General features: G+C 73.0%; 11 protein-coding genes and 1 pseudogene. 8 read left to right on the plus strand and 4 right to left on the minus strand.

Annotation, left to right across the window (positions count from 1 at the left end; genetic code table 11):
- Positions 1-313 precede the first annotated feature (313 nt).
- Positions 314-1,180 (plus strand): DUF1707 and FHA domain-containing protein, encoded by an 867-nt coding sequence (locus tag QFZ71_RS25540; protein WP_307670495.1) that lies wholly within the window; start codon positions 314-316, stop codon positions 1,178-1,180.
- Positions 1,181-1,358: 178 nt separating this feature from the next.
- Positions 1,359-2,384, plus strand: a complete 1,026-nt coding sequence (locus tag QFZ71_RS25545; protein WP_307671583.1) for a cytochrome P450 — start codon at positions 1,359-1,361, stop codon at positions 2,382-2,384.
- 105 nt (positions 2,385-2,489) lie between these two features.
- Here the strand turns inward: QFZ71_RS25545 and treY are convergent, their stop codons facing one another.
- Together treY and glgX are read right to left on the minus strand one after the other, a co-directional pair.
- Positions 2,490-4,865, minus strand: a complete 2,376-nt coding sequence (treY, locus tag QFZ71_RS25550; RefSeq protein ID WP_307670496.1) for a malto-oligosyltrehalose synthase — start codon at positions 4,863-4,865, stop codon at positions 2,490-2,492.
- 81 nt (positions 4,866-4,946) lie between these two features.
- Positions 4,947-7,076: a glycogen debranching protein GlgX gene (gene glgX, locus QFZ71_RS25555; RefSeq protein ID WP_307670497.1), complete on the minus strand. Its 2,130-nt coding sequence runs from the start codon at positions 7,074-7,076 to the stop codon at positions 4,947-4,949.
- Positions 7,077-7,493: 417 nt separating this feature from the next.
- On the opposite strand from glgX, the gene QFZ71_RS25560 reads away from it, so the two are divergent.
- Entirely contained in the window at positions 7,494-8,729 is a 1,236-nt protein-coding gene (locus QFZ71_RS25560) for an SAV2148 family HEPN domain-containing protein (RefSeq protein ID WP_307670498.1), read from the plus strand.
- 163 nt (positions 8,730-8,892) lie between these two features.
- Here QFZ71_RS25560 and QFZ71_RS25565 read toward each other — a convergent pair whose 3' ends face one another.
- On the minus strand, positions 8,893-10,107 hold the full coding sequence (locus QFZ71_RS25565) for an IS110 family transposase (protein ID WP_307670499.1): 1,215 nt from the start codon (positions 10,105-10,107) through the stop codon (positions 8,893-8,895).
- Positions 10,108-10,387: 280 nt separating this feature from the next.
- On the opposite strand from QFZ71_RS25565, the gene QFZ71_RS25570 reads away from it, so the two are divergent.
- Positions 10,388-11,101 carry a 3'-5' exonuclease gene (locus tag QFZ71_RS25570; protein ID WP_307670500.1) on the plus strand — a complete coding sequence of 238 codons (714 nt, stop codon included), beginning with the start codon at positions 10,388-10,390 and terminating at the stop codon, positions 11,099-11,101.
- A 104-nt stretch (positions 11,102-11,205) separates the two neighbouring features.
- Here the strand turns inward: QFZ71_RS25570 and QFZ71_RS25575 are convergent, their stop codons facing one another.
- On the minus strand, positions 11,206-12,072 hold the full coding sequence (locus QFZ71_RS25575; protein ID WP_307670501.1) for a phosphotransferase enzyme family protein: 867 nt from the start codon (positions 12,070-12,072) through the stop codon (positions 11,206-11,208).
- A 143-nt stretch (positions 12,073-12,215) separates the two neighbouring features.
- On the opposite strand from QFZ71_RS25575, the gene QFZ71_RS25580 reads away from it, so the two are divergent.
- The 4 genes and pseudogenes from QFZ71_RS25580 (at position 12,216) to mgt (ending at position 16,671) form a co-directional block, all read left to right on the plus strand.
- Positions 12,216-13,253, plus strand: coding sequence for a carbohydrate ABC transporter permease (locus tag QFZ71_RS25580; protein WP_373465154.1), 1,038 nt, complete (start codon positions 12,216-12,218; stop codon positions 13,251-13,253).
- On the plus strand, positions 13,250-14,119 hold the full coding sequence (locus tag QFZ71_RS25585; protein ID WP_307670502.1) for a carbohydrate ABC transporter permease: 870 nt from the start codon (positions 13,250-13,252) through the stop codon (positions 14,117-14,119). Before QFZ71_RS25580 ends, QFZ71_RS25585 begins: the two co-directional genes overlap by 4 nt.
- Complete coding sequence (locus QFZ71_RS25590; RefSeq protein ID WP_307670503.1) at positions 14,119-15,417, plus strand: ABC transporter substrate-binding protein; 1,299 nt, start codon at positions 14,119-14,121, stop codon at positions 15,415-15,417. Before QFZ71_RS25585 ends, QFZ71_RS25590 begins: the two co-directional genes overlap by 1 nt.
- Positions 15,417-16,671 (plus strand): annotated as a pseudogene (gene mgt, locus QFZ71_RS25595) (macrolide-inactivating glycosyltransferase). Before QFZ71_RS25590 ends, mgt begins: the two are co-directional and overlap by 1 nt.
- Positions 16,672-16,897 lie beyond the last annotated feature (226 nt).

Below are 16,897 nucleotides of genomic sequence, written 5' to 3' on the forward strand. Positions count from 1 at the left end.
CACTCCCGGTCAGACGGAGTCCGACACCGCCCGGTGGACGGGGCGGGAGCGCGCGGATGGGATGAAGCTGCGGATGCCGGCGGTACCGGTGGTGTTCGCACGCACGGTCCCCCCTCCCTTCACGGCCTCGACCGATGTCGGTGCCGACCGTAGCGGCGGCCCGCGCACGCCGTCCACCGAATTCGACCGGGCGGTCCCCGCGCCCCGCGGGGCGTCCCCGCGGAGGGTTCCGCCGGGGAGCGGCGCAGGTCAGCGGCGAGGAAACACGGGCTCGTCTGGACACTCCGGGCCCTTCGGCCCGACAATCGTCGACGTGACATCCTCCTCCGAGTTCCACACGGGTTCCGCGCGGCTGTCGGACGCCCAGCGCGACCGTGTCCTCGGCGCGCTCAGAGAGGGTGCCGCCCAGGGCAAGCTGTCGCACGACACCTTCATGCGCCGCATGGAACTCGCCCTCGCGGCCCGGCGTCCGGAGGAGCTGGCGGTCCTCACCTCCGACCTGGACGGTGGAGGCCGCTGGTCCCAGGGACTGGTCCGCGCGGTGGGCGGGATCTCCGCCTTCCCCGGACGGCTGCGCCGAGCCTGGCAGACCGAGCGGCTCCCCAAGCTGCTGCTGCCCGTGCCCGGACCGCACCCGCTCCTCATCGGCCGCGACCCGGCGAACGGACTGCGCCTCAACCACGAGACGGTCTCCCGGCTGCACGCCGAACTCCGCGCGCTGAACGGCCGCTGGCTGCTGCGCGACCTCGGCTCCACCAACGGCACCTGCGTCAACGGCCAGCGGCTCGTCGGCTCCATCCCGGTGCGGGACGGGGACCAGGTGAGCTTCGGCCACATGAGCTTCCGCCTCACCGCCCCCGCCCACCGGCCGCTCGAACTGCCGCCGCCGCCCGAGCCCCGCCCACCGGCCGCCGCACAGCCCGAACTGCCGAGACAGCACGCGCCGGGCCCGCAGCCGGGCGCCCTGGAGGGGCCACGGCCGGGGGCGGCGCCTCCGCCGCCCGCGGGCGCGTATCCGCCGCCCGCCCCGGAGCGCCCGCGGCCCGGTGAGCTGTCTCCGCCGCATGTCCCGGACCGGCCACCCCACGTCTCGGGGCGGCCGTCGCCCGGCCCCGAGCTGCCGCCGCCCGGCCCCGGCCGGGCTCCGCACCCGCCCGAGCCTCCGCGTCCGGAGGCATGAGCCCCGCGCTCGCCCGGCCCACCCGCCGATCCGCCCCCGGCGACCGTCGGAACGGAGCCTGGCGGCCCCGACGCCCCCTCACCCGAACGGCCGTACGCTCCCTGCGGCGTGTCTCGGCCGGTGGTCCCCTGGGAGAGTGCGCGCCGACCACCGGCGCACCGACTCCAGGGGGCTGGGGATGCCGGCCGACCGCCCCGAAGTCCTGCCCGACGCCCGTCGCCCGCACCGGATCGCGGGCGGGCAGCCGGGGCTCCTCGCTCCGGGAGCCACGACGGACCCGTACCGGCTGCGCCTCTACCGCCTGCTGCGTACCGAGTACCCCCTCGGCTACGACCCGGTCCTGGACGCCTGGCTGTTGAGCCGGTACGCGGACGTCGCCCTGGCCCTCACCGACCCCCGGTTCACCGGCTACCCGCACGACGGGGTCCCGCGCGGCCTGGCGGCCGTCCCGCTCGGCCTCTGCCGGGGCGGCCTGGTCTGCACCCCGGCCGCCTGGCCGTTCCACACCGTCGAACCGGTCGTCGAGCGGACCGCGTACGTTTTGGCCCGCCGGATCTCCGGACGCGACCGGGCCGACCTGGTCGCCGACTTCTGCCGCTGGCTGCCCACCGGAGCGGCCGCGGCGGTCTCCCCCGCGGGCCTGAACGGCCGGTACCGGGGCGACCTGCGGCGGCGGACCGGCCGTGGAGCCGACGACTGCGCCGCCTCCACCGCGCTGCGCGAGCACGCCCTCGCCTCGTTCCTGGCGAACATGCTGGACGACCCCGATCTGCGGGCCGCCGCGACAGCCGGAGAACCGGCCGGGCACAGCGCCGCGACGTTGCTCGGGCGGGCCTGGGCCGAGACCCTGCGCCGCGATCCGCCGGTCCAGATCGTGCTGCGCCGCACCCGTACCGCCGTGGCCGTCAGCGGCGGCACGCTCCCCGCCGGGGCGCCCGTCGCCTGCCTCATCGGCGCGGCGGGCCGCGACCCGGCCCGGTTCGCCGCGCCCGACCGCTTCGACCCGCTGCGGGCCGACGCGGACACCCTGCTCACCGGCCCGGCGAACTGTCCCGCCGCCCGCCTCGGCCGGCTGGAGGCCGAACACGGCCTGCGCGCCCTGCTGACGGCGATGCCGGGCATCCGCTGGGCCGACGGCTTCCGGCCGGTGGCGGGCGGCCTGCTCACCCGAGGCCCCCGCACCCTGCTTGTCCACCCGTCCTGACGTCCCCGGCCCTCGCCCGCGCGCCCTCCTGCGCACCGACCTGGCGACCGGGTGAACCCGCGTCGCACCGGAACCGTCGCGTGCGGTCCGGCCCGCCCCCTCCGCTCAGCCCCGCGCGCGCCGCAACAACACCGCCGGCCGCTCGGCGAACAGCTCGCCCGCCCGCACCGCGCCGCCGCCCGCGAACTCCCGGCCCGGCGAGTCCGACAACAGGTCCTGCCAGACACCGCCGTCCGGCAGCTCCAGCACCGTGTCCCCCCAGCCGCCTCCCTCGGCCAGCCGCAGCGACAGCCGGGTCACCGCCGTGACCACCTCGCCCGCCCGGCAGAACGCCACCAGATGGGCGGCGGCCGGACCGGAGGCCGTCAGCGGCTCGTACGTCCCCGACGCCCCGAACACGTCCGGCATCTCCCGCCGCAGCCGCAGCGCGGCCGACGTCAGCTCCTGCTTCTCGTCCGGGGCGTCCGGCCGCCGGAACGGCCGCCGGTTGTCCGGGTCGACCAGGGCCAGGTACTCGCTCTCCGTGCCCTGGTAGAGGTCCGGAACCCCCGGCATCGTCAGCTGCACCAGCGCCGCCCCCAGCACGTGGGCGCGTACATGCGGGGCGAGCGCGTCCGCGAACTCGGTGATCCGGGTACGGGCCGGGCCCGACGCACGCCCCGGACCGGCCGCGACGAAGTCCGCCACCGCCCGCTCGTAGGCCGGGTCCGACTCCGTCCAGCTGGTGGACAGGCCCGCCTCGCGCACCGCCTTCAGCAACGCCGGCTCCAGCCGCCCACCCAGCTCCTCGGCCGGCAGCTCCGCGCAGCCGTACGCCGACTGCCAGGCCGCCCACGCCAGTTGGCGGTCCGGAGCGGCGACCGGCGTCGCCGCGGTCATCTCCGCCACCAGCGCCGCCCATCGCTCCGGGCACTGCGAGAGCACCGCGATCCGGGCCCGTACGTCCGCACTGCGCTTGGTGTCGTGCGTGGTCAGGACCGTGCCGGAGGCCGGCCGGTCACGGGCGGTCCGGGCGGCGAACGCGTGGAACTCCTCCGGTGACACGGCGGGCCGCCCCGGATCGCCGCCCACCTCGGTGGCCGACAGCAGCGGAACGTACCGGTAGAACGCCGTGTCCTCCACCGATTTGGCGTGCAGTGCGGACGCCGTCTGGGCGAACCGGGCGCAGAACGCCGCCTGTTCCACCCCGCCGCCGAGCCGCCCGAGCGCCAGCTCCCGTACGACGTCCACGGCCGCCGCCTCCTCCGGCACGGCGAACACCGCCTTCGCGTCCCGGACCGCCTCGTCGGTCAGCGTCTCCTCGGCGGTGCGGGACGGCGGCTCGCCCGCCGTGACGTACGGCCGGTAGACCGGGACGCGTACCAGCAGCTCCCGGATCGCGGTCCGCAGCGCCCACGGGGCATGGTCGCGCAGCGCGGGGTCCCGGTCGCACACCGCGGTGGCGAGCCGGGTCAGCCAGGCGGTCTCGGCGGCCAGCTCGTGGGTCACCACCCGGTACGCGGCCCGGCGCACCGTCGCCGTCCAGTCGCCACCCCGGTCGGCGGGCGCTCCCGCGAACTCACGGTAGAAGCCCAGCAGTTCGGCTGCCCCGACCGGGTCGGTGAACAGGCCGTCGATCCGGTGCAGCGCGTCGTACCCCGTGGTGCCCGCCACCGCCCACTCCGACGGCAGGCGCTCGTCCCCGGTGAGGATCTTCTCGACCACCGTCCAGCGGCCGCCGGTGGCGTCGTGGAGCCGTTCCAGATAGGCGGCCGGGGCGGCGAGGCCGTCCGGGTGATCGATGCGCAGCCCGTCGAGGACGCCGTCGCGGAGCAGTTCGAGGACCTTGGCGTGGGTGTCCTCGAAGACCTCCGGATGCTCCACGCGCACCCCGATCAGCTCCGGGACGGTGAAGAACCGCCGGTAGTTCAGCTCGGTGCGGGCGAGGCGCCACCAGCCGAGCCGGTAGTGCTGCCCGTCCAGCAGCTCCGGCAGCGGAAGGCCCGCCGTGCCGGCCCGCAGCGGGAACGCGTGGTCGTGGTAGCGCAGCACCTCCCCGTCCACCGTCAGATGCTCCAGCTCCTGGCCGAGCGGCCCGCCGAGCACCGGCAGCAGCACCTTCCCGCCGCCCGCCGCCCAGTCGATGTCGAACCAGCGGGCGGACGGGGAGCCGGGGCCCTCCCGCAGCACCTCCCACAGCCGGCGGTTGTGCCGGGGCGAGGCCGCCATGTGGTTGGGCACGATGTCCAGGATCAGCCCGAGGCCGTGCTCGCGGGCGGCCGAGGCGAGCGAGCGCAGCCCCTCCTCGCCGCCCAGCTCCGCCCGGACCCGGCCGTGGTCGACCACGTCGTAACCGTGGGTGGAGCCGGGGACCGCCTCCAGGACGGGGGAGAGGTGGAGGTGCGAGACGCCGAGCGCGGCGAGGTACGGCACGGCCTTCTCGGCGGCGGAGAACGGGAAGTCGGGCTGGAGCTGAAGCCGGTACGTGGCGGAGGGCGTCATGGACTCCTACGTACCCCGCCCGTGCCGATCCGTGTCACCCCGCTCGGAACCTCACCCTCGCGCCGCGCCGCCCACCGGCCCTCAGGCCGGCCGCTTCAGCACCGTCAGGCTGCGCCCGATCAGCGTGACCCGCTCGCCCTCGGCCACCTTCGGGCCCGCCCCGGGCGGGACGCCTTCCGGCCGCGCGGTGTCCACGACGACCTGCCACTGCTCACCGTGGCCGACCGGGACGGCGAACTCCAGCGTCTCGGCGCTCGCGTTGAACATCAGCAGGAACGAGTCGTCGGAGATCCGCTCGCCGCGCGGGCCCGGCTCGGAGATCGCGTGCCCGTTCAGGAAGACCGTCATCGCCTTGGCGTGCGCGGCCTGCCAGTCCTGCTGCGTCATCTCCTCGCCGTCCGGGGTGAACCAGGCGATGTCGGACAGTTCGTCGTGGGTGCCCTCCACCGGCCGCCCGTGGAAGAAGCGGCGGCGCCGGAAGACCGGGTGGTCGCGGCGCAGCCACACCATGGCCCGCGTGAACTCCAGCAGCGTGGAGGCGGGGGCGTCGGCGGGCTCGTCCGGGTCGGGCCAGTGCACCCAGGCCAGTTCGTTGTCCTGGCAGTAGGCGTTGTTGTTGCCGTTCTGCGTACGGGCGAACTCGTCGCCGTGGCTCAGCATCGGCACGCCCTGCGAGAGCATCAGCGTGGCGATGAAGTTCCGCATCTGGCGGGCCCGCAGCTCCAGGACCTCCGGGTCGTCCGTCTCGCCTTCCGCGCCGCAGTTCCAGGACCGGTTGTGGTTCTCGCCGTCCCGGTTGTCCTCCCCGTTGGCCTCGTTGTGCTTGTCGTTGTACGCGACGAGGTCGTGCAGGGTGAAGCCGTCGTGGCAGGTGGTGAAGTTGATGGAGGCCAGCGGACGGCGGCCGTCGTCCTGGTAGAGGTCGGAGGAGCCGGTGAGCCTCCCGGCGAACTCCGCCAGCGTGCGCGGCTCGCCCCGCCACAGGTCGCGGACGGTGTCGCGGTACTTGCCGTTCCACTCGGTCCACAGCGGCGGGAAGTTGCCCACCTGGTAGCCGCCCTCGCCGACGTCCCACGGCTCCGCGATCAGCTTCACCTGGCTGACCACCGGGTCCTGCTGCACCAGGTCGAAGAACGAGGAGAGCCGGTCCACCTCGTGGAACTGGCGGGCGAGCGTGGCCGCGAGGTCGAAGCGGAAGCCGTCCACGTGCATCTCGGTCACCCAGTACCGCAGCGAGTCCATGATCATCTGGAGGACGTGCGGGGACCGCATGAGCAGGGAGTTCCCGGTGCCCGTGGTGTCCATGTAGTACCGCTGGTCGTCGGTCAGCCGGTAGTAGGAGGCGTTGTCGAGACCGCGGAAGGAGAGCGTGGGCCCCAGGTGGTTGCCCTCGGCGGTGTGGTTGTAGACCACGTCGAGGATGACCTCGATGCCCGCCTGGTGCAGCGCCTTCACCGCCTGCTTGAACTCCAGCACCTGCTCGCCGCGGTCGCCCCAGGAGGCGTACGTGTTGTGCGGGGCGAAGAAGCCGATGGTGTTGTAGCCCCAGTAGTTGGCGAGACCCATGTCCGCGAGCCGGTGGTCCTGCACGAACTGGTGAACGGGCATCAGTTCGATCGCGGTGACGCCCAGTTCGGTCAGGTGGGCGATGATCTCCGGGTGTGCCAGCCCCGCGTACGTGCCGCGCAACTCGGGCGGGAGGCCGGGGTGCAGCATCGTCAGGCCCTTCACATGGGCCTCGTAGATCACCGTGCGGTGGTAGTCGGTCCGGGGCCGGCGGTCGTCGCCCCAGTCGAAATACGGGTTGACCACCACCGCGCTCATGGTGTGCGGTGCCGAGTCGAGGTCGTTGCGGGCGTCCGGCTTCCCGAAGGGGTAGCCGTACACCGCCTCGCCCCAGTCGATCTTCCCCGCGATCGCGCGGGCGTACGGGTCCAGCAGCAGCTTCGCGGAGTTGCACCGCTGCCCGTTCTGGGGTTCGTACGGCCCGTGCACCCGGAAGCCGTACCGCTGGCCCGGCATCACGCCGGGCAGATAGGCATGGCGCACGAAGGCGTCGGTCTCGCGGAGCTCCACCGCCGTCTCGGACCCGTCGTCGTGCAACAGGCACAACTCGATGCGGTGGGCGGCTTCCGAGAAGACCGCGAAGTTGGTTCCGGCGCCGTCGTACGTGGCGCCGAGCGGATAGGCGTGTCCCGGCCAGACCTGCATGATGAAGACTCTTCCACTTCTGATCCGGGGGCTGCGGCTTTCCTCGGCCCGATGGCTCCTCGAACATTTCCCGAATACGTCCAGAATCTTCCCCGAAACCGGGGCGCTCACCTAGGACGTCGCCCGGTGCGGCCGGGTCCCGTCGCCCGCGACGCCTCGCACCGGTCAACTTCGGACACCTCCGTGCCGCCCCGGACGTGCTTCCGGACGTCCTCACCCGGCGGCCGTCCGGTTCCCGCCCCGGAGCGGGGGGCCCAATCGCTATGAATCCGCTCACTCCGCCCGATCTCACCCCACAGAACAAGCCGCACATTCCCAGGAGTTGGGAAAGTCCCCTGTGCATCGGGCTGCGTCGCGTCGCGCTCCCGGAGTACCCTTCCTTGATCGTTGGGTGGGGGAGTGGAAGGCGGTACGCGGGTGAGCTCGGGAGGGTTCGAGCTACCCCCAGGTGACGCAGGTCGCGAGGGGGAGACGACCGATGCCCCGCCCGGGGCGGTGTCCCTCGCGCAGCCCATGGAGATCGGCGCCGAGCTGGACTGGGGATCGGAGTCCTGGAACGAGGTGCGGACCCGGGCCCAGCGGGCCGGGCGCGCCTATATCTGGCTGAATCTGGTCGAACAGCGTCTGCGGGCCGTCGTCGCCGCGGTGCTCCGGCCGATCTACGAGCCGGTGCACGGCGAGGAGTGGGTGGTGGCCGCCGCCGGACCGGCCGGGCAGGAGTGGGTGCAGCGCGCCGTCGCCGTACGCGAGGTGTCGCGCCGCAAGGGCTACCTGCTGGACCCGGCCGACGACAACGTCCTCAGCTTCCTGACGCTGCCGCAGCTGCGCGAGCTGATGGTCCAGCACTGGCCGTGCTTCGAGCCGTACTTCGACGACCGGCGCGACGTCGAGCTGGCGCTGGACGAACTCGAGGTCGCGCGCAACGTGGTCTCCCGCAACCGGGCGCTGAACGAAGCGGTGCTCGCCCAGGCGGAGCGCGCGTCCGCCCGGCTCCTGGACATCCTCGGCGGCGGGGCGGGCGTGCCCTCGGCCGACCGGCTGCCGGTGGACGCGGTGGAGGAGCTGGTCGGCGACCGGTACGCGGACGTGGTCTCCGTCCACTCCGACCGGGTGCGGCTCCAGCGCCAGCTGCCCGCCGAGGACCTGTTCGGCGGGGCGCGGCGGCTCGACGCCATCGGGATCGGGCTCAACCTGCTCGTGCAGAACTTCTCCGGCCGCCGGCTCGTGCGGCTCGCCGAGTCGGGCTGCCGGGTGCGGCTGCTGTTCATCAACCCGGCCAGCAGCGCGGTGAAGCGCCGGGAGCGGGAGCTGGGCCTCAAGAAGGGTGAGCTGAGCCGCTCGGTGGAGATGAACATCCTGCACATGCGCCGCGTGCGCTCCCGGCTCCGTGATCCGGGCGCGTTCGAGATCCAGGTCTTCGACGAGACCCCGCGCTTCACCGCCTACCTGGTGGACGGCGACGGGCCCGACGCGGTGGGCGTCGTCCAGCCCTATCTGCGGCGGGCACGGGGCATGGAGGCGCCGGTGTTCGTGCTGCGCGGCGGGGGCAGGCGCACGGTGGTGCGCGCGGGGCAGGACAGCGAGCACGGCCTGTTCGAGACGTACCGCGAGGAGTTCGAATCGGTCTGGACGGACTCCCGGCCGGTCTCCTGACCGGGACCTGGCACGCCCCTCGGAGGGGCGTGCCAGGTCCCCAGGCGGGTAGGCGCGGACGGGAGCGGTCCGGCGGGCGGCCGTCGTGGCACATCCCGCCCGGCCGCTCTCCTGACGGCCCGTGGACGGCGGGGTCCGTCCGTCGCTGATGCTCCTATTGCTGTCAAGCGGCTTGAAGCCAGTCGCGGTAGGAGTGGGCGAGGTCGTCGTCCCTGCTGAGTCCTCGTTCAAGTCTGGAGATAGTGGTTGGCCAGACTCCGAAGTGCTGGGCGACGGCGGTGAGGGTGACGTTCCTGGCCTGCCGCATGGGCCGCAGATCGGCTATGCCCGGGATGGTGACCGTGCTGGTGAGGCAGCGGAACATCTCCCGGGCGATGGCCCGTTTCAGCATCCGGATGATTTCCTTCTTCGTCCTTCCGGCAGCGGTCTGTCGCGCAACGTAGGCGCGGGTCCGGGCGTCGCCGGACATGCGGACCAGGGCGATGCGGTAGAGGGCTGCGTTGGCCGCTCGGTCGCCGCCCCGGGAGAGTCGGTGCCGGTTGGTTCTGCCGCTGGAAGCAGGGACCGGGGCAGCCCCGCACAGCGCTGCGAAGGACGCCTCGGTCCGCATCCGTTCGGGGTTGCCGCCCGCGGTGATCAGCAGTCGTGCGGCGGTGTCGGGGCCGACACCGTAGGCGGCCCGCAGGCCCGGGTTGTGGGTGGTGACCTCGGCATCCAGGGCCCGCGTCAGTGTTTCGTGCTCGGCGGTGAGCTCCTTGACCCGGCGGGCGAGGCTCTTCAACGCGGTCAGCACGGCGATGTGGAGGGCGTCACCGGCCGGCCGCAGCCGGGCCAGGGCCTCGGTGCGATCGGTGCCCTTGAGCTGCCCGTACTTCGCGCGGATGGCTTCCGGGGCAGTGATGAGGACGTTGCCGATCTGATTGAGCGCGGCGGTGCGGGCCTTGACGGCGGAGCGGGCTGCGTTGTGCAGGGCACGTATCCCGGCGACCGTGTCGTCCTTGGGGGAACTGGAGGCTCTGCCGGACAGGGCGGCGCGGGCGGCGGCGTAGGCGTCGATCGGGTCGGACTTGCCGGTGCGGCGCCGTTCGGCCTTGTCGGGGCGGTTGACCTCGACAACCTGGTGCCCGTGGGAGCGGGCGGTCCGCGTGAAACCGGCCCCGTAGGACGAGGTGCCTTCCACCCCGATCGAGACCACACGCCCGTGCGCGGCCAGGAAGGCCAGGGCTGCCGCGTATCCAGCGGCGGTGGTGGAGAACTCCGCATCCGCGAGATGACCGCCGTTTTCGCTGATCACAGCGACGTGGACGGTGTCAGCGTGGGAATCGGCCCCACCGAACACATCCTGGTCCACGGTGTCCGCCGCAACCTCTGATGCCATGCTGATACTGCCTTCCCAGCCGAAGGTGGGCGCCGGCCGGGTGGCGCAGACAGGACATTGAAGGGGCTTCTGACCAAGCTCCTATCAGGTCATGTTCCGCCCGGCCGGAGCCATGAGAACGAGCTCCGGCAGCCGGACAGAACAGCGCGAAGACAGCCCAGCAGGGCGTCAGTCAGTGCCCGAGTCACGACCGCCGGAACCCGAGTATCAGCATCAATGTCAGTGCTGCGTGCGAGGGTGGTCGTCACGTGGGGAAAGCACCACAGACGGAGGTAACGGGATGAGCTGGCTCAGCGGGACGTTGATGGCGTTCGATCTGGAGACGACGGGGACGGACGTCGAGTCCGACCGCATCGTCACGGCCGCGGTCGTCCGGCTGGAGGCGGACGGCTCCGTGTCCGGGGAGCGGACCTGGCTGCTGAACCCCGGCGTGGCCATACCCGAGCAGGCGTCGGCCATCCACGGCATCTCGACCGAACGGGCCCGCGAGCACGGGGTCCCGGCCGCATCCGCGATCGAGGAGATCGCCGGAGCGGTCGCCGACGGGCTGCGCTCGGGGACCCCGCTGGTGGTGATGAACGCGCGCTACGACCTGTCCCTGCTCGACCGCGAGTGCCGGCGGTACGGGGTCGCGTCGGTCAGCGAACGGCTGGGCGCGGCGCCCTCACCCGTCATCGACCCGCTGGTCCTCGACAAGCACGTGGACAAGTACCGGAGGGGGAAGAGGGCCCTCCACGCCCTGTGTGCCCACTACGGGGTCCCGCTCGACGACGCGCACGACGCGCGGGCGGACGCCGTCGCCGCCGCGCGGGTGGTGCGGAGCATGGGGGAGAAGCACCAGCCGGTCGGGGTGATGCCCCTGGAGGACCTGCACGCCCTCCAGACGCAGGCGGCGGCCGAGCAGTCGCTGTCCCTCCAGGCCTACCTGCGTCGCACCTCGGACCCGGCGGCGGTCGTCGAACCGGCCTGGCCGCTCATCCCCCGGATGCGCTGAGCGGATTCCTGGCGGGGCGTCAGCTCGGGACCGGGCCCGAAGCCGACGCGGCGCCCGCTGTTCCCCGTGCCCGGCCGCCACCGGTACCGCACGTCGGCCCCGTGTCAGAACGGGTACCAGCGGACCTCCGGGTCGCCCTCCCGCAGGGACGCCACCCGGCGGCGGAACTCCGTCAGCGCCTTCGGGTTGGCCGGGGCGTGCTGGGAGACCCAGGCGCAGCTGGCCGTCTCGCGGGCGCCGCGCAGGACCGTGCACCCCTCCCACTCCCGGACGTCCCAGCCGTACGCGGCGGTGAAGGCGTCGTAGGCCGCCGGGTCGAGCCCGTAGCGGTCGCGGGAGAGGGCGAGGACGACCAGGTCGTGCTCCCGCAGATCGGTGGAGAACGTCTCCAGGTCCACCAGCACCGGGCCGTCCGGGCCGACCTGGACGTTGCGGGGGAGCGCGTCGCCGTGGATCGGGCCAGGCGAGAGGTGCGGGACGAGGGCGGCGGCCGCCGTCGCGAAGCCGTCGCGGCGCTCGCGGAGGTAGTCGGCGTCCGCCGGGTCGATCGCGTCCCCCGCCAGCGTCAGCCACCGCTCCACGCCACCCAGCAGTTCGCGGCGCGGCAGCGTGAGCTCCGCCGGGGCCGGCAGCGCGTGCACCAGGGTGAGCAGCGGCGCCAGGTCGCGCGGCTCGGCGGGCCGTACAGGTTCGGGGAGCCGGTGCCACAGCGTCACCGGGTGACCCTCCACCAGCCGGGCCCCGCTCTCGGCGGCGCGTACGGCCGGGACGCCGGAGGCGGCGAGCCAGTCGGCCAGAGCCACCTCCCGCTCGGCCCGCTCCCGCAGCTCGGGGTGGCCGGTGGAGTCCCGGCCGACCTTGATCACCAGGTCACCGGCGGCGAACACCGCGTTCTCGCCCAGCGCGAGCAGCTCCGCCGCGCCGGGGAGCCCGGCGGCCGTCAGCACCTCGCGCGCACGCATCTCGTCCATGGGTGCGATTTTCGCATCCGTGCAGGCCGCCTTGACGAACCGACGACCCGTCAGCACGATGACGGAGGTCTTCCGGGCAGCTGGAACGTGATGAAGCCCGCCTCAGGCGCATCAGGGACTTACCGGACAGAGGGGTCTTCTTCGTGACATCGGTGACTGCGGCGGAGCGGTCCGGACCCGGCGGCCCCCGCAGCGGGCACGACGGACCGGGCGGGCGTGACGGCTCCGGCGGGCAGGGCGGGCGGACGGGAAACTCGTGGCGTCCGGGACGGTCCGGCCGGCCTCCGGACAAGGTGTTCGGGAACGGGGCCGCCTGGTTCCTGGTGCTCCCCGCGCTCCTCCCGATCCTGGTCCTCAGCGTCGGCCCCCTCCTCTACGGCATCGCGCTCTCCTTCACCGACGCCCAGTCCGGCCGGACCCGCTCCACCCGGTGGATCGGCGCGCTCAACTTCCAGGACCTGCTGCACGACACCCTGTTCTGGGACTCGTTCCGGATCGGTCTGCTCTGGGCCGCGGGCGTCACCGTCCCGCAGTTCCTCCTGGCGCTCGGCCTCGCGCTGCTGCTCAACCAGAACCTGCGGATGCGCTGGCTGGCCCGCGCGCTGGCGATCATCCCCTGGGCGATGCCCGAGGTCGTCGTCGGCATCATGTGGCGGCTCGTCTACGCCCCGGACGCCGGCATCCTCAACGAGACCGTCCGCGACCTCGGACTCGGCGACGGCCGGGACTGGCTGACCGGTCTCGCCACCGCGCTGCCCGCCGTGATCCTCGTCGGCATCTGGGCGGGGATGCCGCAGACCACGGTGGCCCTGCTCGCCGGACTCCAGAACACCCCGCGCGAACTCCACGAGGCGGCGGCCCTGGACGGGGCGGGCGCCTGGCGCCGGTTCCGTACGGTCACCTGGCCCGCGATCAAGCCCATCGCCCTGGCCGTCAGCGCCCTCAACCTGATCTGGAACTTCAACTCGTTCGCGCTCGTCTACGTGCTGACCAGCGGCGGACCCGGCGGCCGGACCCGGCTGCCGATGCTCTTCGCGTACGAGGAGGCCTTCCGCTACGGCCAGTTCGGCTACGCCGCGGCGATGGGCTGTGTGATGGTCGCGGTGATCTCCGTGCTCCTCGCCCTCCACCTCGTCGGCCGCCTCAGGGGAGGGGAGGGCCGATGGGACGAGAACCGATGAGGCGGAGCCCGCGGCCGCGTGAGTCCACCGGGCTGCGTACCGGCAGGGCCGCCCGCACCGGGCAGTACCTGGCCCTCCTGGCCTACCTGGTCTTTCTCGCGTTCCCGTTCGTGTGGCTGATCTCGACCGCCTTCAAACCCGCCCGCGAACTGGGCTCGCTGCACCCCACCTGGATTCCCGAGCAGCCCACCCTGGACAATTTCCGTCAGGCCTTCGACGAGCAGCCGCTGCTCCAGGCCGCCGCCAACTCCCTGCTCGCCGCCGTCGGCGCGGCCGTGATCTCCGTCGTGATCGCCACCCCGATGGCGTACGTGATGGCGCGCCACCGGGGCCGCCTCGCCACCGCGGCGACCGGCTGGGTCGTGGTCAGCCAGGCGTTCCCGTTCGTCCTGGTGATCATCCCGCTCTTCCTGGTCCTGAAGAACCTCCATCTGATCAACACCTTGGGGGGCCTGGTCCTCGTCTACGTCGTCTGGTCGCTGCCCTTCGCCCTGTGGATGCTCGCCGGCTACGTACGCGCCGTGCCCCCCGAGCTGGAGGAGGCCGCCGCCGTCGACGGGGCGGGCCGGGTGCGGACCCTCGTCTCGGTCGTGGCCCCGCTGCTCGCCCCCGGCCTCGTCGCCACCGCGCTGTTCGCCTTCATCACCGCATGGAACGAGTTCTTCTTCGCGCTCGTCCTGCTCAAGACTCCGGAGAAGCAGACCTTGCCGGTCGTCCTCACCCACTTCCTCGGCGCGGAGGGCGTGGCCGACCTCGGTCCGCTCGCCGCCGCCGCGTTCCTCGCCACCCTCCCCTCCCTCGTCCTCTTCGCCTTCATCCAGCGGCGGATCACCGGGGGGATGGCGGCCGGGGCGGTGAAGCACTGATGCGCGCCGCGGTCCGGCGGGCGGCCACCGCCGCCGCCGTCCTGGCCATGCTCCTCACCGGCTGCACCGGCGGCGGTGACGGCGGTCGGGACGCGGACGGCACGATCCGGCTCCGGTTCCAGTCGCTGGCCTGGCAGAAGGAGTCCGTCGACGCCAACAAGCAGCTGGTGGAGGAGTGGAACGCCGCTCACCCCGGCGTCCAGGTGGAGTACGTCCAGGGCAGCTGGGACAGTGTCCACGACCAGCTGCTCACCTCGTTCGAGGGCGGCGAGGCCCCCGACATCATCCATGACGCCTCGGACGACCTGGCCGACTTCGCGTACGGGGGCCATCTCGCCGATCTCCGCCCCCACCTGCCCGCCCGGCTCAAGGCCGACATCCCCGAGCGGTCCTGGCGTACCACCACCTTCGGCGAGGGCGTCCACGGGGTGCCGTTCCTCCAGGAACCGCGGGTCCTCATCGCCAACACCCGGCTGCTGAGAGCGTCGGGCGCGCGGATGCCGACGCCGGAACGGCCCTGGAGCTGGCAGGAGTTCCGCCAGGTGACGAAGGCGCTGACCGGGAAGGGCCGGTACGGGATCGCCTGGCCGCTCAAGGAGCCGGTCTCCGTCACCCTGAACCTGGGCCTGTCCGGCGGCGGCCGGCTCTTCCACCGGGACGGTGACGGGAAGGCGGTGCTGCGCTTCGGGCGGGGCGACGGTGTGGTGCCCGGCACCATCCACGACCAGGTCAACACCGACCGCAGCGCGGCCCGCGGCGCGCTGGGCATGGGCGGCTCGGACGCGCTGCCCGGCTTCTTCGGCGGCAAGTACGCGATGCTCCCGCTCGGCTTCTCCTACCGTCAGCAGATCATCCAGCAGGCCCCCGAAGGGTTCGACTGGACGGTCCTGCCGATGCCCGCGGGCGCGGGCGGCGCGGTCCAGGGCGTGAGCCCGCAGACGCTGTCGGTGGCGGAGGAGAGCCCGCACAAGAAGGAGGCCGTCGCGTTCATCGACTTCCTGCTGCGGCCCCCGAACATGGTGCGCCTGGCGCGCGGCGACTGGATGCTGCCCACCGGGACGGAGGCGCTGGCCGACCCGTCGCTGCGCTCCGCGGAGCACGGCTGGGCCGTGGGCGCCGCCCTGGCGAAGGGGCTGCGGCCCGCGCCCGCGCAGTCGGTGCGCGGCTACCCCGAGTGGAAGGACAAGGTGGCGACCCCCGCGTACCAGGAGTTCTACAGCGGAGCGATCGACGCCGGAGAGCTGAGCGAACGGCTGGTGGAGGACGGCAACCGGGTGCTGGCCCGCTACCAACGCTGATCCGGAGAGGAGAGAGGTTGCACGAGACGTCTCGTCTCGTTTAGGGTCGCCGACATGACGGAATCCCCGCGTGCCCACATCGCCATGTTCTCCATCGCCGCCCACGGGCATGTGAACCCGAGCCTCGACGTCATCCGCGAACTCGTCGACCGCGGGCACCGGGTCAGCTACGCCATCCCCGCCTCCTTCGCGGACAAGGTCGCCGCCGTCGGAGCCGAGCCGGTGATCTGGAACTCGACCCTGCCGACCGACGAGGACCCCGACGCCTGGGGCACGGAGCTGATCGACAACATCGAACCCTTCCTCGCCGACGCCGTCCAGGCGCTCCCGCAGCTCGCGGACGCCTTCGCGGGTGACGAGCCCGACCTCGTCCTGCACGACATCACCTCCTATCCCGCCCGCGTCCTCGCCCACCGCTGGGGTGTCCCCGCCGTCTCCCTCTGGCCCAACCTGGTCCCCTGGGACGGGTACGAGGAGGAGGTGGGGGAGCCGATGACCGCCGAGCTGAAGCAGACCGAGCGCGGCAAGGCGTACTACGCGCGCTTCGACGGCTGGCTCGCGGAGAACGGCATGGGTCACATCTCCTCCGACGACTTCGTGGCCCGCCCGCGCCGCGGCCTCGTCCTGATCCCCGAGGCGCTCCAGCCGAACGCGGACCGGGTGAACCGCGAGATGTACACCTTCGTCGGGGCCTGTCAGGGCGACCGCTCCGACCAGGGGGAGTGGCAGCGGCCCGCCGGCGCGGAGAAGGTGCTGCTGGTCTCGCTGGGCTCCTCGTTCACCAAGCAGCCCGCCTTCTACCGGGAGTGCGTCGCGACCTTCGGCGACCTGCCCGGCTGGCACGTGGTGCTCCAGATCGGCGCGCACGTCGACCCCGCCGACCTCGGTGACGTACCCGGCAACGTGGAGGTGCGCGACTGGGTGCCGCAGCTGGCCGTGCTCCGGCAGGCGGACGCCTTCATCACCCACGCCGGCGCGGGCGGCAGTCAGGAGGGGCTCGCCACCGGCACCCCGATGGTCGCCGTGCCGCAGGCCGTGGACCAGTTCGGCAACGCCGACATGCTCCGCTCGCTGGGGGTGGCCCGGCACCTTCCCATGGAGGAGGCGAACGCCGCGACCCTGCGCGAGGCGGTGCTCGCCCTCGTGGACGACCCCGAAGTCGCGGCCCGCTGCGCGTTGTTGCGCGAGCAGATGGCGCGCGAGGGTGGCACCCCGCGGGCCGCCGACCTCATCGAGGCGGAGCTGTCGCGCTGAGCGGACCCGTCGGACGGATATCCGGACGCGTCCCGTCCCGCCCCACCTGCCGTGGCCTGCGGCTTCGTGGGGCGGGACGGCTCTGTTTCGGCACGGTGAAGCCGGTGTGACAGCGGTTCCGGTCGGCGCATCTGCACGCACGCCCTGGCGATTTCACACCCGGGGGCCGGGCGTTCACCCCTCTCGCGCGGGCCTTCACAGACCTTCACGAGTCTTCACGCGGCGT

Source organism: Streptomyces sp. V2I9, assembly GCF_030817475.1.
GTDB lineage: Bacteria > Actinomycetota > Actinomycetes > Streptomycetales > Streptomycetaceae > Streptomyces.